At 51.6% G+C, this 19,583-nt stretch carries 18 protein-coding genes and 1 tRNA gene; 10 read left to right on the top strand and 9 right to left on the bottom strand.

Features of this window, described 5'->3' with window-relative positions:
* Positions 1-517: 517 nt before the first annotated feature.
* Complete coding sequence (locus H6F91_RS08165) at positions 518-988, top strand: GUN4 domain-containing protein (protein ID WP_190770796.1); 471 nt, start codon at positions 518-520, stop codon at positions 986-988.
* Between the two features lie 596 nt (positions 989-1,584).
* On the top strand, positions 1,585-1,977 hold the full coding sequence (locus H6F91_RS08160) for a Mo-dependent nitrogenase C-terminal domain-containing protein (RefSeq protein ID WP_190770795.1): 393 nt from the start codon (positions 1,585-1,587) through the stop codon (positions 1,975-1,977).
* A 76-nt stretch (positions 1,978-2,053) separates the two neighbouring features.
* Here H6F91_RS08160 and H6F91_RS08155 read toward each other — a convergent pair whose 3' ends face one another.
* Complete coding sequence (locus H6F91_RS08155) at positions 2,054-3,184, bottom strand: glycosyltransferase (protein WP_190770794.1); 1,131 nt, start codon at positions 3,182-3,184, stop codon at positions 2,054-2,056.
* Positions 3,185-3,278: 94 nt separating this feature from the next.
* Positions 3,279-4,430: an NAD-dependent epimerase/dehydratase family protein gene (locus H6F91_RS08150; RefSeq protein ID WP_190770793.1), complete on the bottom strand. Its 1,152-nt coding sequence runs from the start codon at positions 4,428-4,430 to the stop codon at positions 3,279-3,281.
* 689 nt (positions 4,431-5,119) lie between these two features.
* On the opposite strand from H6F91_RS08150, the gene H6F91_RS08145 reads away from it, so the two are divergent.
* Positions 5,120-5,632 (top strand): DinB family protein, encoded by a 513-nt coding sequence (locus tag H6F91_RS08145; RefSeq protein WP_190770792.1) that lies wholly within the window; start codon positions 5,120-5,122, stop codon positions 5,630-5,632.
* A 133-nt stretch (positions 5,633-5,765) separates the two neighbouring features.
* Here H6F91_RS08145 and H6F91_RS08140 read toward each other — a convergent pair whose 3' ends face one another.
* The 4 genes from H6F91_RS08140 to H6F91_RS08125 form a co-directional block, all read right to left on the bottom strand.
* Entirely contained in the window at positions 5,766-6,212 is a 447-nt protein-coding gene (locus H6F91_RS08140) for a hypothetical protein (protein WP_190770791.1), read from the bottom strand.
* 11 nt (positions 6,213-6,223) lie between these two features.
* Positions 6,224-7,435 (bottom strand): anhydro-N-acetylmuramic acid kinase, encoded by a 1,212-nt coding sequence (locus H6F91_RS08135; RefSeq protein ID WP_190770790.1) that lies wholly within the window; start codon positions 7,433-7,435, stop codon positions 6,224-6,226.
* Positions 7,436-7,506: 71 nt separating this feature from the next.
* Positions 7,507-8,202, bottom strand: coding sequence for an NAD-binding protein (locus H6F91_RS08130; protein ID WP_190770789.1), 696 nt, complete (start codon positions 8,200-8,202; stop codon positions 7,507-7,509).
* Positions 8,203-8,458: 256 nt separating this feature from the next.
* On the bottom strand, positions 8,459-9,793 hold the full coding sequence (locus H6F91_RS08125) for a TrkH family potassium uptake protein (RefSeq protein ID WP_190770788.1): 1,335 nt from the start codon (positions 9,791-9,793) through the stop codon (positions 8,459-8,461).
* A gap of 164 nt (positions 9,794-9,957) precedes the next feature.
* Here H6F91_RS08125 and H6F91_RS08120 point away from each other — a divergent pair, with 164 nt between their 5' ends.
* The 4 genes from H6F91_RS08120 (at position 9,958) to H6F91_RS08105 (ending at position 15,044) form a co-directional block, all read left to right on the top strand.
* Positions 9,958-10,800: a methyltransferase domain-containing protein gene (locus H6F91_RS08120; RefSeq protein ID WP_190770787.1), complete on the top strand. Its 843-nt coding sequence runs from the start codon at positions 9,958-9,960 to the stop codon at positions 10,798-10,800.
* Between the two features lie 400 nt (positions 10,801-11,200).
* Positions 11,201-12,196, top strand: coding sequence for a homogentisate phytyltransferase (locus tag H6F91_RS08115; RefSeq protein WP_190770786.1), 996 nt, complete (start codon positions 11,201-11,203; stop codon positions 12,194-12,196).
* 45 nt (positions 12,197-12,241) lie between these two features.
* A complete protein-coding gene (locus H6F91_RS08110) occupies positions 12,242-13,336 on the top strand; it encodes an FAD-dependent oxidoreductase (protein WP_190770785.1) in 1,095 nt (364 codons plus the stop codon).
* 466 nt (positions 13,337-13,802) lie between these two features.
* Complete coding sequence (locus H6F91_RS08105; protein WP_190770784.1) at positions 13,803-15,044, top strand: ferrochelatase; 1,242 nt, start codon at positions 13,803-13,805, stop codon at positions 15,042-15,044.
* Between the two features lie 210 nt (positions 15,045-15,254).
* On the opposite strand, the gene H6F91_RS08100 is transcribed toward H6F91_RS08105, so the two are convergent.
* On the bottom strand, positions 15,255-15,878 hold the full coding sequence (locus tag H6F91_RS08100; protein ID WP_199307699.1) for a 4Fe-4S single cluster domain-containing protein: 624 nt from the start codon (positions 15,876-15,878) through the stop codon (positions 15,255-15,257).
* 319 nt (positions 15,879-16,197) lie between these two features.
* On the opposite strand from H6F91_RS08100, the gene H6F91_RS08095 reads away from it, so the two are divergent.
* The 3 genes from H6F91_RS08095 to H6F91_RS08085 all read left to right on the top strand — a co-directional run bounded on the left by H6F91_RS08095 (position 16,198) and on the right by H6F91_RS08085 (position 18,451).
* A complete protein-coding gene (locus H6F91_RS08095; protein ID WP_190770783.1) occupies positions 16,198-16,719 on the top strand; it encodes a hypothetical protein in 522 nt (173 codons plus the stop codon).
* A 70-nt stretch (positions 16,720-16,789) separates the two neighbouring features.
* Positions 16,790-17,305 (top strand): pentapeptide repeat-containing protein, encoded by a 516-nt coding sequence (locus H6F91_RS08090; protein ID WP_190770782.1) that lies wholly within the window; start codon positions 16,790-16,792, stop codon positions 17,303-17,305.
* A 6-nt stretch (positions 17,306-17,311) separates the two neighbouring features.
* Positions 17,312-18,451, top strand: coding sequence for a 5-(carboxyamino)imidazole ribonucleotide synthase (locus H6F91_RS08085; protein WP_190789291.1), 1,140 nt, complete (start codon positions 17,312-17,314; stop codon positions 18,449-18,451).
* A gap of 135 nt (positions 18,452-18,586) precedes the next feature.
* On the opposite strand, the gene H6F91_RS08080 is transcribed toward H6F91_RS08085, so the two are convergent.
* Both H6F91_RS08080 and H6F91_RS08075 read right to left on the bottom strand, forming a co-directional pair.
* Positions 18,587-19,381 (bottom strand): hypothetical protein, encoded by a 795-nt coding sequence (locus H6F91_RS08080; protein WP_190770780.1) that lies wholly within the window; start codon positions 19,379-19,381, stop codon positions 18,587-18,589.
* A gap of 15 nt (positions 19,382-19,396) precedes the next feature.
* A tRNA-Pro gene (locus H6F91_RS08075) sits at positions 19,397-19,470 on the bottom strand.
* Positions 19,471-19,583 lie beyond the last annotated feature (113 nt).

The raw sequence follows: 19,583 nt of genomic DNA, 5'->3' as shown, positions 1-19,583 counted from the left end.
GGTGTAGCGGGCTTTCAAGTTGAATCTGACTGCCGAGAGGATCTCAAAGTCCGACTCAGCAAGCTCTAGATAGGTCTATTGATTGCTAAAGCCAATCCTTAGAGAACGGCCTCGGCGCACAGCCGATGTACTACAACCTGATCACCCATCCGTTTACTACTATCTTGCATGGGCACCACCTCCTGGTTTACTAAAGGACATCGTTATTGAGAACCGCTCTCTGGCGTACCAGAGGCTTAAATGGAATATAACATAGGGTTTTTGGAAACTGCAGCGAAATAATCAAATTTTTGAAAGTTTCAGGTTAGGTTGTGGCCAACGCCTTTCAGAGCTGGAGTTTCAGGCTTGAGAAGGATGAAATATTAATCTCTAAAAGCGGGCACAACAGGATGACCAATCCAGGCTGGTATTGTATGGTGCAAGGAGACAATCACGGAAGATTAAGTTTTCAGTATTTTTGGGCAAACTTCACGCAGAATTGCATCGGTCTCATCACGGAGTTTCTTGGAGGTAAGCCATGGATGAAGATTACGCACAGCTTGAGAAGTATCTGAAATCAGGGCTTTGGCGATTGGCCGACCTTGAGACCCGTAAACTGTTTTATACTTCCTGTGGATTAAATCCCAATGATCAGCAACGTCTTGCGGTAAATCAGTTACCATGTGACGTGTTGCAAAATACTGATCAGCTCTGGCTACGCTATAGCCGCAAGCGGTTTGGTTTTTCGGTGCAGCGGCAGATTTGGAATGCTTGCCAGGAAAAGTATTACGACAAAACTGAAGCTTGGAATCAGTTTGGCAGCAAGGTAGGCTGGCGTGTTAACCACCTCCTCAAACAGAATTACTGGAAGCCACATAAGGAACTTACATTCAAGTCAGAAGCTCCTGTTGGTCATCTTCCCCACATGGGTGAACAATTTGGGATTTATACCGTTCAGAGTCTGATTCAGCAGTTAGATTACTGCGCATCTACCCCAGCAGCTTTTTAATATCGTTTCTCCAAATTCTGCATCTTATAAAGAGAGCACTACGCATTGCGTAGCGCTCTCACTTTTATGTTCAAATTTAGTTTTTTGGTATTGCTTATAGGAAGATGAACTGGAATACCAACCTATAGATTGGCGTTCCAGTTTATCTTTCTATGAGCAATCAAGTTTTTGTAGGGGCAACAAAATTAGATGAAGATGTACGCCTTTTATTCAATCTTGTATGTGTAACTTACGGCACACAACAAAATGCGTAAATCCTTTCCAATTAGTAACCATGGATGCAGATGAGCCTGGACATGCGTGAACACCCGGAAGGGTTGGGGAAACCGCTTGAAAGTTGGGTGGTTCTACCCACAGGTTAAAAGCGGCGATCAGGCAGGATCAGAGTGTCATGCAGGCAGTGATGTATCGCTCACCTGCATGGCAAGGTTTCATCACTTGAATGCCCCATCTTACAAGCGTCCCAGACCTAACTGGTGCCATCAGGGGATTAAACCATGTGATCCCCATAAAGCTTCCGGAAAGCCCCATCGGCATGATGTGGATCCTGATATCAGCCAGAGATACCGCTCAGAATGGTTCAAAAGGAAAAGGCCATGAATGCTTCTGAAAAGCCCGCAGAACTGCTTGCCTCTGATTCAAACTTTGTGAGTTGGGTCTGGTTACCTGCCTCCAGTGCATTGCCCGCAAAGGAGACCAAGTCAACTCAAGTGCTCCCATCCATGCCTCGTGTGGATGTACTACAACCCCTGCGTCAACTGTTGGGTGACCTGGATGTACGCCAAGAGCAGCGTGCCCACAAGATTTGCCAACTGATTCCTTCTCAATGCCCATTTGAACGAACCATTCGGCTATTTGGTCGGACTTTGTTTCATATTCCTCCCCTGTGCAAGCTCAACCCGTTGTATGAAGAGTTGATTGCCTTGCGCTTCCGAGCTTTGTGTTATCTGGCCGATGAGTGCGGAGAAGATATCACTCCCTACTGCTAATAACTGCAAGAGCAAAAAAAGGAATGTTCACGGAACCTTTCACCGTGAACATTCCTTTTTTATAGCCTTACGCCATCTAAGCAGCTGTAGGCATCGCTTGCATCAAAATTTCCTGATAGAACCCACGCAGTTGTTGGGTTGCCGCAGCCCAACCCCAACGCTCAGCTTCCTGGCGGGCGTTGCGGCGGAGAGTTTCCCTTTCTTCGGGATTGGACAGAAGGCGTCGGGTAGCGACGATCGCCCCCTCCTCATCTTCTGGATCAAACAGGTATCCGTTTACCCCATCTGTCACAATGTCGGGAATCCCTCCAGCATTAGCGGCAATTACCGGGCAACCAGCCGCCATTGCTTCTAGCAAAACCAAACCCAGGGTTTCTGTACGGGAAGGAAAGACGAAAGCATCGGCAGAGGCAAAAGCTGAGCCCAGGGTTTGACCTGTCATGTACCCGGCAAAGAAGGTAGGGGTATCAGCAAAAATCTTCTCCAGGTCTGCCCGGAAAGGGCCGTCACCGACGAGGGCGAGGCGAGCACCTGGAATGGCCTCTAGTACTGGTTTGATGCGATCGATTTCTTTTTCGGCAGAGAGGCGACCTACATAGAGGAGGAGAGGGGATTCGGGATGCCCCTGGGTGAGGTGCGATCGCATCTCAGAATTGGCTAAATCGGGCACGAAAAGCTCAGTATCCACCCCTTTTTGCCACACAGCAACTCGCTCGATTCCATGGGTTTCCAGAGCATCCTGCATTGCGGTGGACGTCACCAGGTTAATCATGGCTTGATTATGGGCCAGCTTCAGCAGCTCCCATAACAATCCTTCGAGCATCCCTAAGCCATAGTGCTCCAGGTATTTCGGTAAATGGGTGTGGTAGGACGCAACAAGGGGAACCTCCAGGGATTTGGCATAGTACAAACCACCCAGACCCAATACTGCCGGGTTCACCAGATGAATCAAATCTGGGCGAAAATCTTCCAGGGCTTGCCGAATCGATGGACGTGGTAACGCCAGCTTTAATTCGGGGTAAAGCGGTAAAGGAAAGCCTGGCACACCATTAATTCTGGCCCCTTTATATTCCGTCAGCCCTCCATCTGGAGAGAACACCAGTACCTCATCGCCCATCCGTTGCAGGTGGTCAACGGTATGGCTGAGCCGTGTCACAATCCCATCAACTTTGGGCAAAAAGGTTTCCGTAAAGAGGGCGATACGCATAGGGGACAACAACGGGGAATGCAGAACAGCTAACTGACGGGTAACGCGACAGATCCCCGGTTTCTAACGAAACCGGGGATCTGAATAAACGGACTTAACCTTTCCACTTAACGCGAGGAAGAATTTCTTTCTCGTCCACGCGATCTTTGTATTTAACAGCGAAGTTGAGCAGTGAATCCAACAGCGAATCTGACAGGAAGTGGGGTTCTAGACCCAGGTCGATCAGGCGAGTGTTTTTAGCATTGAAGTAGTGCTCTTCCAGCTCCACACGCGGATTTTCGAGGTGGTTCACTTCCACCTGGAGGCCTATTGCAGCACCTGCTTTCTGCACCATATTAGCCAGGTCACCAATACTGAACAGCTCGGTGAACTGGTTGAAGACGCGGAACTCACCAGGAGATGCTGGGTTGTTCACTGCAATTTCAATACAACGCACAGTGTCACGAATATCCAGGAAGCCGCGGGTCTGGCCACCTTTGCCATAAACAGTCAGAGGGTGACCGATTGCGGCCTGAATACAGAAGCGGTTCAAAGCTGTACCAAATACACCGTCATAGTCCAGACGGTTAATTAACAGCTCATCCATACCTGTTTCTTCGGTAAGAACACCGTACACCACACCCTGGTTCAGGTCGGTGGCACGCAGGCCCCAAACGCGGCAAGCAAAATGAATGTTGTGAGAGTCATGCACCTTGCTCAGGTGGTAGAAAGAGCCAGGCTGCTTGGGATAAGGAAGGGTATCTTTGCGACCGTTGTGCTCAATGGTGATGTAGCCCTCTTCAATATCAATGTTGGGCGTACCGTATTCACCCATGGTCCCTAGTTTTACCAGGTGACAGTCGGGGAAGTGCTCGTGCATCACATAGAGCAAGTTCAGGGTACCCACCACGTTGTTAACTTGGGTGAGAACGGCGTGCTCACGGTCAATCATCGAGAATGGGGCCGATCGCTGTTCCCCAAAGTGCACGACAGAGTCGGGCTGGAACTGAAGCATGGCCTTCTCCAGGAAGGCGTGGTTGCACAGATCACCCACAAACAGGTCAATGCTCTTGCCGGTTAGGTCTTTCCAGCGCTGAAGACGCTGCTGAATCGGGGTGATAGGAGTCAGGGTCTGGATGCATAGTTCATTATCCCAGTGCCGTCTGACCAGGCTGTCTAAAATGCCGACTTCGTGCCCACGATTTGCCAGATAAAGAGCGGTCGCCCACCCGCAATAGCCGTCACCACCAATTACTAGGACTCTCATCTGCTTCAGCCACTTTATTGAATACTCCGCTTAATCTATCAGCTTTGTGTCCCCTTTGAGTCAATCGAGTTTTGAATCCAGATCTTTCTGATCCGGAACACAATGCATGTCAATTCTTCTAGAAGTCGAGTGATAATGCCACCCTACATTCGAGGAGTTGAGTGATGATTAGCATGGGTTATAAGTATGACTAAAGACTTAAGGGAAGCGTCTTAAATACCAATCCAAAGCATTATTGACCTTATAAGAAATTAAAGTATCAAGATGGGTGGTTATCAGAAGTTTAAGAAATAGTCATGCCAATCCAAGGTTGCCATAGGTGGCATGTTTATGGTGTGTGGCCTGAGCTTCAGACACAATACACAATTTTATGCTTTCAAACATGATGGACTTGCGTCAATCTAGTTCAACTGATCATAAATTTAGATAGGGTTTAAGGCGTGGGCGCTAAGCGCCCACGCCTTAAACCCTATCTAAATTTACAAGCCAAGGTAACAGCCAATTTTGATAGTGATAGGCGATCGCACAACGTCCAAAAACAGTGACATGGGATATTAAGCGTCCCCGTCCTGATGCCAGAGCCTGAGCCTATTAGAACAACTTCGCCTCTATCTTCGTTGTCATGTCTCGAATGCAAATTATAGAGGTCGCCACTAGAGTTTCCATCCCGTTTTAAGGATCTCTCCCCCATGATTGACCACACCTACTGCCAGACTATGGCGTCCTATAACCAATGGATGAATCAGAAGCTCTATAGCCTTTGTGCCACTTTGTCGGATGAAGAACGAAAGCGGGATGTGGGAGCGTTTTTCCAATCCATCCATGGGACATTGAACCATTTGTTGTATGGCGATCGCGTCTGGCTTAACCGCTTCTTAGGTGAGACGCTCTACCCGGTGACGTTAGGAGAGGAGTTGTATAGCAACTTCGAAGACCTCTGGCAAGAGCGTAAGCTCACCGACGAGTTTTTAGTGAAGTGGTCAGGCTTGATTTCAGATGAATGGCTGGCTCAGCCCTTGGAGTACACCAGCCAGATAGATCAAAAAACACGGGTTTTACCCACCTGGCTTCTGGTCACCCACCTGTTTAACCACCAAACTCACCATCGTGGACAACTAACGACCCTGTTACATCAGATGGGTCGCGACCCTGGGGCAACCGATTTGCCCTGGCTACCTCAATTGGAGCTTTACAGTCGCTAAAATCCTTCGACAAGGTTGCTGCTCATCCCTAAAGGAGACGAGCAGCAACGGGTCACCCCTTCCAGTTTTGTTTTGTGTAGGGTGCTTCGCACCCTACACAAAAACATAGGTTGCAAACTTAGGCCGCAGCCTACTAGCCGGGTTGACGCTCAACATGCCCTTCCATAGTGCTGTTGAGGTAGTGACCTGCCATGATGCTGCTGGAAATGCAGTAGCGATTTTCTGTAAGTTTGTGGAGGGTTTCAAAACCGGTGCGACGTTGGCGATCGCCTAACACCCAATATCGCTGCACAATGGATTCCGGTGCAATCCATCCTTCCCCTTCGACGCGACCTAGAACGCTGTGTTGTAACACAAAGGTATATTGACGCTCTCCCGCATTGAGCCGCCCCCGATATTGCAGAGCAATCTCCTCTCGCTCTGCATTCGGAAAAGCCAGCTTCGTGACCATCGTGAACCAGTTATCTCGGCTCCAAGCAATCAGGATTCTGCCCTTTACTGGGATGGGCATTCCGTCCCGCTCTAGCCAACTTCCTTCAAGTGTCCAGCGGCCCGCTTCGATCAAAAACGTGTGAGACACGGCAACAAGTCCTAAGGTGTTCCGATGAGATCCCCAAATGGCTCCGGAACGCTCCTCATCCTAACATGGGTGCCTCCAGGAGGTAGATGAATTTCCCCTAAGACAACGGCCTGGCGGGCACCGGTGGCAGCGGGTAAATTACCGGGGTAGTGGGATATTCGCCAGTATGCCAGGACGGCGAAAGCGATCGCCTCCTTAAAATCCGCATCGATTCCAGCGTCATCCGTAGTTTTGACGAGGGCAGACGGCAAAAGGTTCTGCAGACGGCTCAGCAAATAAGGGTTGCGGCTTCCCCCGCCACATACCAGCACTTCGTCGGGCAGTTGGGGGAGGAAGCGACGGTAGCTGTCAGCAATGGAAGCTGCGGTTAATTCCGTCAGAGTAGCCAGAAAATCGGCCTCTGTCAGGTTGTAGGGTTGAGCTTCTTGCCAGCAGCGAGCCAGAAAATCGGGGCCAAAAAGCTCACGCCCAGTAGATTTAGGCGGCACCTGCTGGAAATAGGAATGGGCCAGCCAGTGCTGGACGAGGGGCTGACAGGGAGTTCCCTGAGCGGCCCAGGCTCCGTTTTGATCGAAGCGTTGTTGCCCACCGGAAAGTTGCTGCACCGCCAGATCCAGCAGGCTGTTTCCCGGCCCGGTATCCCATCCCAGGAAGGTATCATTGCCCGATTGCCGAGAGGGCAGGTAAGCTACATTGCCGATGCCGCCAATGTTTTGGATGCAGCGATCGCACGTTTCATCGCGCAACAGAGCCACGTCCACTGGAGGCACCAGGGGGGCACCTTCCCCACCCGCCTCAACATCCGCTTGACGGAAGTTGTTAACGGTCAGCAGCCCTGTACGGTAGGCAATCCAATCTCCTCGCCCCAGTTGGAGGGTGTAGGCCAGCGAGGGGGTATCGGCAAGGGTGAGGGGACGGGGACGATGGAAGACGGTTTGACCGTGAGAACCGATGAGGTCGGCGGGGCCGTAGCGGGTTTGAAGTTGCAGGGCAGCGTCGGCAAAGGCCTGGGCGATCGCCTCATCCAATTCTGCGAACTCGGCCATGGAGATGACAGCACCACCACAAAGCTCAAGAATGCGCGATCGCACAGCCGCTGGGTAAGGAAACGTTTCGCCCCCGACAAAGCTAACTTGCAGAGCATCGGGAGGGCCGTCGAGACTCACCATGGCTGCATCAATCCCATCCACGGATGTTCCACTGATCAGCCCAATTACCCGCATAGCAAACCTCTGAAAAGATCTTGGAGAAGGTGTAGAAAAAATTATTTTCGTACCCATGGGCACGAAATGACTTAAACAGGAAGCTGGTTGATGCCTTTATTGGAGCCTACCACTACCAAAATGGAGTCCTTGGTAAGGCGCACGTTGGGATTGGGGTTAATTTCAAAACGGTCATTGTGGCACACCGCCAGAACATTGACGCCGTAGCGCGAACGCAAATCCAGATCCAGAATTGATTTACCGTCAAATTCCTTTGGCACGACCACTTCCACAATGCTGTGGTCGGGGTCGAGTTCAAAGCGATCGAGGATACCAGGGCGGGTGAGCGATCGCGCTAACTCACACCCCATCTCGTGCTCAGGAAATACCACATGGTCGGCTCCAACCCGATGCAGCAGCTTGCCGTGGACTTCGGAAGACGCCTTCGCTACCACATGGGGCACGCCCCCTTCCTTGAGATTCAGAGTCGTGATAATGCTTTCCTGGACGTAGTTCCCGATGGCTACGATGACTGTATCAAACTCGAACACGCCTGCTTCTTGTAAGGCAGCAGGCTGGGTTGAGTCCAGTTGCAGGGCATGGGCAGCAATTTCATCGGCGATCGCCTGATCTACCCGACGCTCATCAGTATCCATGCCCAGCACTTCATAGCCCAGGTTATGGAGGGTCATACATACGGCTCGACCAAAGCGCCCCAGCCCAATGACAGCATACTGGCGGTTGCTAGTTCGAAGGCTTTTGAAGAAGTTCAAAGAGTTCAGATTCACAGTTGAATCCGGGAATAATGTAGAGGTTGACCTTTCCAGCCTATCAGACCCTCAGAGATTCAAATTTGAGGCGTGTACGAAATATAGAGCTGATAAGGGCTCAACCCAATTCAAGACAAACAGGATTTACGCACTTGTGTTGTGGGTGAGGTGCAAAGCACCTCACCCACAACACAAGTGCGTAAATCCTGACACAATTTTTAGAGCTCAGCGTTTAAAGGCAGCGTCATATCCGCGCTCAAAGCTAATCCCAAACTTATCCAACTAATAGGTTCTCTTCGGGATAGCGGATTGCACTGGGGCTTGGATCTCCGAGAACAGCCGACATGAGGAGCAAAATCCCCACCCGTCCCACGTACATCGTGCCAATCAAGACAAGCTTTGACCAAACAGTGACGGTGGCGGTAATTCCTGTAGATAGGCCAACCGTCGCAAAGGCCGAAACTGATTCGAAGAGAACTTTGATGAACTCAAGTTCGGGATCCGTAATAGAGATCAAAATACTAGACAGCACGACTGTTGTGGCCGAACCAAATAACACTGCAACCGCTTTCAAAATCAAGCTCATAGGAATTTGACGGCGGTAACACAAGACTTCTTGCTTCCCTTGTAAAACCGATTTGGTACAGGAATACAACACTCGCACTGTCGTAGTTTTGATACCTCCCCCCGTACCACCGGGACTAGCGCCAATAAACATCAGGGCGATTGTAATGAATAGCCCCGACTGAGTCATATCGCCGTAGTTAATCGTATTAAATCCAGCCGTACGCGGTACGACTGACTGAAACCAGGCCAGGAGGAGACGCTCACCCGTGTTGTATCCTTCTACGACCTCCGGATTGCGATACTCCACAATGAAAAAGGCCAGGGTACCAACAATTAGAAGCGCCAGGGTCGTGCTGATGACGACCTTGAAATTAAGCGGCAATACAACCCGTTCTGGCCGTCCCTGAATACGGTCACGTATCCAGATAAACATCTCCATAATGACCTGGTATCCGATCCCGCCAAAAATAATCAGAAAGGTAATGACCAGATTAATAGGGATAGATGTTGCATAACCGATCAGGTTGTCGGAAAACAGAGCAAACCCGGCATTATTAAATGCGCTAACACTGTGGAAGAGGGCATACCAGAGCCCACTAGACCAACCATGGTCATGAACAAAGGTAGGGATCATCAGGAACGTGCCGGTCAATTCGAATAGCAACGTTAACCCAATGATGGATTTCACCAGATTCCTCGCTCCCGACAATCCCTCCTTATCCAGAGCTTGTTGAATAGCTAGCTTGTCTCGCAGCCGTAAACGCCGCCGCAATACTAACAGTAGTAACGTGTTAGCAGTCATATAGCCTAACCCACCCATCTGGACGAGAAGCAGCAGCATGGCCTGGCCAAAGGGCGTAAAGTAAGTTCCTGGATCGACCACTGCCAGACCTGTTACACAGACTGCCGAGGTAGACATAAACAGGGAAACAATGAAATCTCCCCACTGCCCACTAGTGATAGAGATGGGCAGCATTAGAAGCAGCGTCCCTACAGCAATGAAGGCTGCAAAACCCAGACAAATTGTCCGGGGGATGGTCATGGCGGGGCCAGAGAACATTAAACTCACGGGCAAATACTCATAGGAGGATCGGGCTGAGCCTTTGGGAAGATGGGGAAGCGATCGCCCATAGGGTACTCTCGCAACAGCGAATTTTACCCAATACCCTTATCCTTAGCCCTATCTGAACAATTAAACCGTAATCTATGACCCTCTCGCTGCAACAAAGAATTCAACACTTTTACGACCAATCCTCCGGCCTTTGGGAGCGAATTTGGGGAGAGCACATGCACCACGGCTACTACGGAGCCGATGGTCGCCAGAAGAAGGAGCGTCGCCAGGCCCAGATTGATTTGATTGATGAGCTGTTGCGTTGGGGCGAGGTGACTCAGGCCCAGAAGATTCTGGATGTGGGTTGTGGCATTGGTGGAAGTTCACTCTACCTGGCCGAAAAGTTTGGAGCAGAAGCAACTGGGATTACCCTCAGCCCAGTGCAAGCTCAGCGGGCCAGAGAGCGGGCGAAAGCAGCCGGGCTTCCAGCTCAGTTTGAAGTCGCCGATGCCCTGCACATGCCCTTTGAGGATGCCTCCTTTGATTTTGTCTGGTCACTGGAGAGCGGCGAGCACATGCCTGACAAAGTGAAGTTTGTGCAGGAATGCTTTCGGGTATTGAAACCGGGGGGACGCTTTATAATGGCGACCTGGTGCCATCGACCTATAGCTCCACCCGAAGCGCCACTCACCGTTGAGGAAGAACAACATCTAGCGAAGATTTACGAAGTGTACTGTCTGCCCCATGTGATCTCGTTGCCAGAATATGCTGAGATTGCCCAATCTACTGGCTTCCAGAACCTTCGGACGGAAGATTGGTCAACCGCTGTTGCCCCCTTCTGGGATGTAGTGATTGACTCGGCCTTTACGCCTGCGGCTCTCGTGGGGTTGGTACAGGCCGGATGGACGACCGTGCGGGCAGCATTATCTCTGGGATTGATGCAGCGGGGATATCAAACTGGCTTAGTACGCTTTGGGCTGCTAACAGGAACTCGCTAATGCCTCTATTTTTCAAGATTTCCTCACATTCCAGGCCGTAATGGTTTGTGAGGGCGGGTTTGGTCGGCCATCCTTACCCATGTCGTTGACCTTCTGACCAGATCCGCCCTCATTCTGGATGCACATCCATGCGAGGGCGGTTTTGAATGATAACCCTCTGTTGTGCAGTTGAGATAAGGGCAAAACTTGCCCGTACGAGTCTTCCCTACAAATTTTGTCGCGATCGCCAAATGTTTCCCAAGAGGATGGATGTAAAGCCACTATTCTCTTGAGTTCTCAAGGAGCTATCGGCATCTAAGGTGCCCATAAATCCCGAAAATTACAGATTTTCCCTATCTTTGCTCAGATTCCTGATCTGGGATTCCAGAGTAAAATCATCGCGTCGTAACCCAAGGGTTCCATGCGTCGGCCTGCTTCCCCTGAACCTCAAACCTCCCCCCAAAAATTCTTTTCCTCCTCTGCTCCCTCGGAACTGCGCGGCTGGCTCTACGCCTTCTGGAAGTTTTCGCGACCTCATACCATCATCGGAACAACCCTCAGCGTGCTGAGTTTAGCGACGATCGCCTGGGCTTTGGAGAGCGATCGCCACTCCTATCCCGCTCCCTTTCCCATCCTTTTTACACTCCTGGCCTGTCTTGCTGGCAATGTCTACATCGTCGGCCTCAATCAGCTTGAAGATGTTGCCATCGATCGCATCAATAAACCACACCTCCCACTGGCCGCTGGAGAGTTTACCCGTACCCAAGCTCGTCGCATTATCGGAGTGATGGGGCTGCTGGGATTGGCACTATCTGCATCCCAGGGAATGTGGCTGATGGGTACCGTTTGGCTGAGCTTGTTAATTGGAACGGCATATTCTCTGCCGCCCATACGGCTCAAGCGTTTCCCGGCATTAGCATCCTTTTGCATCCTGTCAGTGCGCGGTTTAATTGTTAACCTGGGATTGTTCCTGCATTTTCAGCACCAATGGAATCAGGGGATCGGCGATCGCCTATTCCTCCCTGCCCCTATCTGGGCATTAACCCTGTTCATTCTGGTATTTACCTTTGCCATCGCCATTTTTAAGGATATTCCTGACCTGGAAGGCGATCGGCAATACCACATCAGCACGTTCACCATTCGTTTGGGCCAGCGAACGGTATTTAATCTGTCGCGTTGGGTGCTGACTGCCTGTTACGGCGGGATGATTGTGGTAGCTCCCCTATTATCGGGAGTCAATGGTCTGGGGTTGATGATAACTCACGGGATTTTATTGGGGGTGCTGTGGTGGCACAGTGAACGGGTGGATTTGAAAGACAAAGGGGCGATCGCTCGGTTTTATCAATTCATCTGGAAGCTGTTTTTCCTGGAATATCTCATCTTCCCAGCCCTTTGTTTGGTCATGGGTTCGGTGTAGAGTTGAACGGTTAAGGTGATATTTTTCTTTGCGTAACGTTGCCCTATGGTGTCGTCGAAGCCCTGTGATATCGCGGTAGTTGGAGCCGGGTTGTCGGGTATTGTGTGTGCCCAACAACTCCAGCGGGCGGGCTACTCCGTCGTGGTCGTGGAAAAATCCCGTGGCGTAGGGGGCCGGTTGGCAACCCGCCGCCTGTCTGGTGTGAGTGCCGACCACGGTACCCGCTATCTGGAAGCGCAGGGTCCCTACACCGAAGAGTTGATTCCGATTTTGCGCGATCGTGACCTTGTGAAATCCTGGACGGAAGCTGTGCGCCATGTTAGCGCTACAGGCGAGATTAAACCTCCAGGAAGCGAACCCTATTATGTAGCTCCGGATGGCATGAACTCCGTAGCCAAGTTTCTAGCGGAAGGTTTGACCGTGTGGCGGGGACAGCGGGTTACTGCGCTCACCCCAACCCATTCCAATACCCGCTGGACATTGACACTGGAGCCGATGCCCGGCCATGCGATTTTGCCCTTGCGAGTGCGGGGAGTGGTGCTGGCCGTGCCGGCCCCTCAAGCCGCTAGTCTGTTAGAACCCCTCCTGGCAGACGGACTGCCAACGGAAATGCTGGAGTCGGTGCAATCGGTACAGTTTGATCCCTGTATTACGGCGATCGCAGTCTACCCCAGCGGGACTGAAACACCCGATGACCCTGCCTGGAATGCCCTGCATTTTGATGATCATCCTTCTCTAGGCTGGCTCAGCCTTGAGAGCCGAAAGCGGAATACGGATGGCCGTCGGGTTGTGCTGCTGCAAAGCAATGGCAGCTTTGCTCAAAAGTACCTGGAAGCAACATCCCTGGAGCCCATTGGGCGGGCACTGTTGCAAGAAGCTTCAGCCTTTTTGCCCGGGTTGGAGAAACCTGAAGCACTACAAGTTCACCGCTGGCGCTACGCGCGGGTACGCCAGGGGTTGGAAAACTGCCCCAGTGCAGCGGTTCCACTGCCTATCGTCTGCGCTGGAGACTGGTGCGGCGGTGACAACCTGGAAGCGGCCCTGGAGACTGGAGAAGCAGCAGCCTGGGCAATTAATGCTCGGCTGAAACAGCGATCGTTGGCGCCTGTAGACTTTGCCAGTTACGCCAACACGAAGTAGCAATTGAGCTTTCCAAAAAGAAGACGCCGCGTAATGCGCGGCGTCTTCTTTTTGGAAAGCTCATATTTCCTAATCTGCAGATGCATACAGCACTTTTCAAGCCTATGAGGTACAAGTTATTTTTGTGAGAGCCTCGCGGCGCGAGGCTCTCACAAAAATAACTGCATTTTATTCAAGCGCAAAGCGCTGTATTGAATGGGTATTAGAGGAAAGGCAAAGGCTAAAAAATATTGCAAATACTAAGAAAACATGAGTTTTGCCTTCCCCTTAGATAACATCCCGACATCTTGCCAAACCCTTGAAAAGCGTGAGTTTTTGGAGAAATCTCTATCCGAGGAAAGGCATAGATGCCCTGCGGGGGGGTGGTAGGGTAATCCTTGTGGGCGCCTACCTTTCGATGGATGCTCCACTTCTTTTTCCAAAGCTTCTGCACATTTTCGAAAAAAACCGATTTGGAGGGTTCCCCGTGGTCGCGACCCCTGAGCAAGTACACCAGTCCCCTAACGTTTCCTCTGGCAGCGATCGCGTCGCTGTTTTGTTGATGGGTTACGGTGAAGTGGAAAGCTATGACGATTTTGCCAACTACAACGAGCAGGCGTTGAATCTCCTGACGGCCAAGTTTGCTCCTGTACCTACCTGGCTATATCCGCCTCTTGCCAAACTCCTAGCGGTGTTTGATCTGCATGAGTGGCAGCATCAGCACGATCACTTCATCTCTCCTCACAACGCCATTTTTGAGCAACAGCGAGCAGGCATTGAGAAGGAACTGAAGGAGCGATGGGGCGATCGCATCAAAGTTTTCAAAGCTTTCAACTTCTGTGCGCCTTTTTTACCCAACCAGGTGATTGAGCAAATCCGCAACGAAGGCTTCGACAAAATTCTGATCTACCCTCTGCTGGTAGTGGATTCCATTTTTACCAGCGGTATTGCGGTAGAACAGGTTAATAACGCGTTGGCTAGCACTTACCAGGGCACTGAGCACTGGGTAAAAGGCATTCGCTACATTCCCTCCTTCTATAACGAACCCGAGTACATTACCCTTCTAGGGCGCATGGTGGAAGACAAGATCACCCATGATCTGGCTGTCGCCCACCTGCCTTCGCAAATCGGGATTGTGCTGATGAATCATGGCTGCCCCCATAAGGCCAAAGGCTTCACCTCTGGGATTGATGAAAGTCAAGCACTCTATGAGCGGGTGCGGGAGCAACTCATTCACCGCTACCCGCTGATCTCGGTAGGTTGGCTGAACCACCAGACTCCGCTGATTGAGTGGACGCAGCCCAACGCTGAGCTGGCTGCCAAGAACTTAATGGAATTGGGTGCAACGGCGATCGTCTTTATGCCTATTGGCTTTGCTACCGAGAACCATGAGACGTTGCTGGATGTAGAGCACATCATTCATGGTCTGCGTCGCAAGCGTCCAGATGTCACTTTTGTCCAAATGCCCTGTGTTAACGATCAACCGGAATTCTTACGGATGGCAGGGCGGTGGGCCGACCGCCACATTGGCGATTTGCTCTCAGCCAATGCTCTGGTCGTGAACCCATCGCTAGCAGCAGCACAGGCCAGCCATTTCCAGAGCCATTCCCACGACCATGGGCACAGCCATGACCACGGAAATGGCCACAGCCACGATAACGGTCATGGTCATAGCCATGACCATGGACATAGCCACGAACACGGGCATAGCCATAGTCATACCCACTAAACCGGGTTGTTGAAACGTGCTCCTTCACTAAGGAGTGCTGAAATCAGACTTAAGCGCTCAGCTCCCCAGATTTTTGAAGAATTTGGGGAGCTTCAATTTTGTCACAGCTAAGGAAATAGCCGCCTAGGATTTTATCTGTGATGTGGGTGATTTGCCTGCTTCGTGGGCAAACCACCCACATCACAGAGGTCATTTCATTACTGAAATCGCCTATTGCTCGGCAAACAGTAGGTTACCTCGGTAGCCTGTGACAAGGCGACTGCCGTCTTTGAAAACGTGGACTTCGATCTGGTCGCTGGCCCAGGTGATGCGATCGCGAAGCTCCGGGTTAAAAATATGCACCCGCTCATTGCTTGAAGAAACGGGCGAATCTGGCTGATTGATTGCCAGAGATTCCACATAAGGACCATCAATCAAAATATCCAGTTGCTCTAGCAACTCCGCGGCCCCAGCAGGGCCATACTCTGACTGCAACTCCTCTAGACGGAAGCCACTGAAGGACATGACATTCAGCCCTGCCGCTTTGATCTGTCGCGCCAGGCTAGCCAGAGCCGGAGCCTGCCAAAAAGGCTCTCCCCCAGAAAACGTCACACCTTCATTACGGGGATTGCTGAAGATACGATGCACTAGGGATTCAACCGACACTAACTCATTCACTTCAAATGACCAAGAGTCTGTATTGAAGCAACCAGGGCATTCCCGCAAGCAGCCCTGCACCCAAATGACAGCCCGGCATCCTGGCCCATTAACCTCAGACTCATCTACATAGCCCATGATGTTGAGGTAACCCGGCGGAATTTCCATCAGGGTTATAGATGGATTTTGGCGACGCATACGAACCTCCTTAGGAAAGCCGACGCTTCAGAATGGAACGCATTGAGCATTACTGGCAAGAATCTGGTTCTGAATGCGGGACGTAGAGTTTTAGACTCAACCTATATTCCGCCTCAGCAATGCTTGTTTTTAGACTAGTCATCAAAGGTGAGGAACTTGTGAGGAGGCGTATGGCAAATCCTATTGCTCTGGCAATAAACGTGTTGTGGGAGGTGTGCTTTACACACCTCCCACAACACACATGCAAAAAAGAAATCTGCCTTGCCGAGACAGCCATTTTTGTTAAGAATTATAAATAGTTTTCTCAGAATGGTATCGCATGACAAACCCCGTTGCTGAGGTTCGTGAGGCTTCGACTGCTGCTCTGTTGGGGCAACCCCGTCCGTTGTGGAAAGTAATGCTCTTCTCGGCCCTTACTGGCCTGATCTATTACGGCTATTACAAGTGGGTGATTCAGGATGAGCTGAAACGTTATACAGGCTCGGATTTTTCGGGGGCGATCGCCCTCCTCCCCTTCCTGTTGGGTGTCACAATTCCCCCTGCCCTCGCCACCTGGGACCCTGATGTGCCCGGATGGTTCGGTTGGCTGTCGCTACTGGGTGTCGTGTGGATCTACGTCGTGCAATTTCGCCTGTATCGCACAGTCAACCAGCTATATCGAGAAGCTGGGATGAAAGAACCGTTGACGGTATGGTGGCTGTTTATTCCTGGACTGAACCTTTGGGTGGGCCTGCGACAAATCCATTTCCTGAGCCAATATTGGGCCATGAAGCGACAGGACACGGTCGCGGATCCAGTTGCTGAAGCACTGCCCTTTTTCTTTTCTCCAGAGCTGCTGTAGCCGAAAGGCCTCGCCCAATCGTTTCGGAATGGATCGTTTAGGATCACAAACAATATTTGGAATGCCCTCTATGTCCTTGAACCTGCCTGTGCTGAATTGGCGATCGCTCCTCTCCCTCCTACTCATCATTCTGATGGGTTGGGTCAGTCCAGCTCTGGCGAACCCCTACGCCGCCCCGCCTCTTTCCTATAGCAACGCCGAATTGCATGGGCAGGATTTCTCAGGACAACGGCTGCGTCAGGCAGAGTTTTCTAACGCCCATTTGGATGAAACAAACTTCTCAGAGGCCAATGCAGAGGGCGCAGTATTCAGCGCATCGGTGATCACTCAAGCCAATATGCACGGCGCAATTTTGAGCGACGCCATGATGGATCAGACCAAGTTCAAGGATACGGATCTGAGTGATGCGGTTCTGAATAACGCCATCCTACTGGGCTCCACCTTTGAGAATGTAAACATCACCGGGGCCGACTTCACCGACGCCATGTTAGATGGTGCCCAGGTCAAAGACCTCTGCAAGAGCGCCAGTGGGGTAAACTCCAAGACGGGCATTCCTACACGGGAATCCCTTGGATGTCGAGATTAAAGCAGCATGGCTAAACGGATTGGGGTAATTGGGGGCGGACAACTAGCCTGGATGATGGCTCCGGGGGCCGCCCAGCTCGGGCTAGAATTGGTCATTCAAACGCCAGGTCAGGCAGACCCGGCAGTCGCGATCGCGCAAGGAGTTGTTACGGGGGCGATCGCGGATGCTAGTGCCACGGCAACCCTGGCACAACAGTGCGACGTTATCACCTTTGAGAATGAGTTTGTTGATCTACCGGCGCTGCAAAAACTGGCAGACCAGGGTGTGACATTTTATCCTCCCCTTAGCGCCATTCAACCCATTCTGGATAAATACGACCAGCGATCGGCCTTGCAATCCTGGGGAGTACCGACACCCAAATTTGCAGTAGTTTCAGAGCAAAGCGATGACGCAACCTTAAGCCAATTTGGTTTTCCGGTTGTGCTAAAGGCTCGACGGCATGGCTACGACGGCCAGGGCACCTTTGTGTTGAAAGATCTGGCCACGTTACAGGAAAAATTGAAGGACGCAGCACCGGATCACTGGCTACTGGAAGAGTTCGTGCCCTTTGAGCAGGAACTGGCAATCATGGCGGCACGTTCCCATACTGGCGACGTCGTCATTTATCCCCTCGTGGAGACGCAGCAGGTCGATCAGGTATGTCGTCGCGTTTATGTCACCCAGGAATGGGGTGGAGACATAGACACCCAGGCACGGGCGATCGCCCAAACCATTCTTGAGCAACTCAACTATGTCGGCGTTCTGGGCATTGAGCTCTTTTTGCCAGCCAACGGCCAACTCTCAGTGAATGAGTTAGCTCCCCGCACCCATAACTCTGGCCATTACACCCTGGATGCCTGCGAAACCTCGCAGTTTGAACAGCAATTGCGGGCCGTGAGCGGCCTTGCCCTGGGCAGCCCCGCTCTCCACAATGCTGGAGCAGTCATGGTCAATCTACTGGGATTTGAAAGCTCCGAGTCAGACTACAGCACCCAACGAGCTCAGCTAGCCGAAATTCCCCATGCCCATGTCTATTGGTACGGCAAAACCCAATCGCGGCGCGGTCGAAAGCTAGGACACGTCACGGTGGTGTTGCAAGAGGGCCAGGGACGCCAGGAGGCAGAGGCGATCGCTCAGCAAATTGAACAGCTCTGGTATCCCTCGTAATAGCCGAGCATGTGGTGTTGCACTGAGCGCCACACCACATGCTGGACTGACCCACTTCAGGGCTGACGCGTTCTTGCTGTGTATGATGTGCTTTCCACACCACACACAGCAAGAACGCGTAAATCTTAAGTTTGTTCAAGCTTGAGGACGGCGTGGATTAATACCCAGGAAACGGTTGATCGTACTGGCCAGCTCTAATTGTTGATTTTGATCAGCACTTGACATCAGTGGCAGCATTTCGCCAGATTGTAGAATGAGCCGGGTTGTGTAAGGGCGATCGCTCTCCCCATCCTTTGAGCGAAACACACGCACCTCTTCCACATCCTGAAATGTCAGCTCTCGCCTATCTACACTTGACCCCGCAATGGTTCTCTGCCATTGAATCTGTTTGGAGCGCCGATCAAACGTACAAAGATCAGGGTGGGCCTTGTTCCAGCCCGTTGCCAGAATAACACCCCCCAAGCCAACGAACAGAAGCCCTAGCGGATAGGCAAACCAGCGAGCATCCTGTTTCAGGTTAAATGACGGCTGGGAGGGATCCTCTAGGAAGACATTGATGGCATCAACTTCCATTTGCCTATCGTCTTGAGACGGTGACCATCCCTGGGTTAGGGGGATACGCTGGCCGCTGGTCAGCAAGGAGATACGGTAATTTTGCCCCTGCGCGTTGCTACGCGTTTCAACTTCAGCTCCCTTTAAGGGAGGGAGGGGGGTTTGTGACTTTCTCAGCAGAGTTTGGTTCGAAATCTGACAGCTCACCTCGGTAGGTGTGGTGCGATCGCACATGAGCTCAGCCGTCTCTCCCAACAAGACCATCGATGCCAGCCCTGAGAAGACAAAGGGAAGGGCGATCGCCACCCGCCAGAGCTGAGTCAGCAACCGGTTCTCTTGCAGCTTTAAATAGGTGGGAGTCTGCTGAACAATCCGCATAGTGGAGCTGAAAAATCGGGATGACTGGATTCGAACCAGCGGCCCCTTCGTCCCGAACGAAGTGCGCTACCAAGCTGCGCTACATCCCGTAGTCACTGATCCAGGTTATCACAGTTGGGTAGAAGTGGGTGTGTTGAGTCAGCAATGCCAGCAGTTCTCATTATGAGCTTCAAAGCCAAGATTGCGCGCCCGACGGGCGCGC

Origin of the sequence: Leptolyngbya sp. FACHB-8 (genome assembly GCF_014695575.1) — a bacterium.
In the GTDB taxonomy this organism is placed as follows: Bacteria; Cyanobacteriota; Cyanobacteriia; order Elainellales; family Elainellaceae; genus Vacuolonema.
The sequence above is the reverse complement of the archived record's forward strand: the minus strand, read 5'-3'. Positions and strand labels throughout refer to the sequence as shown.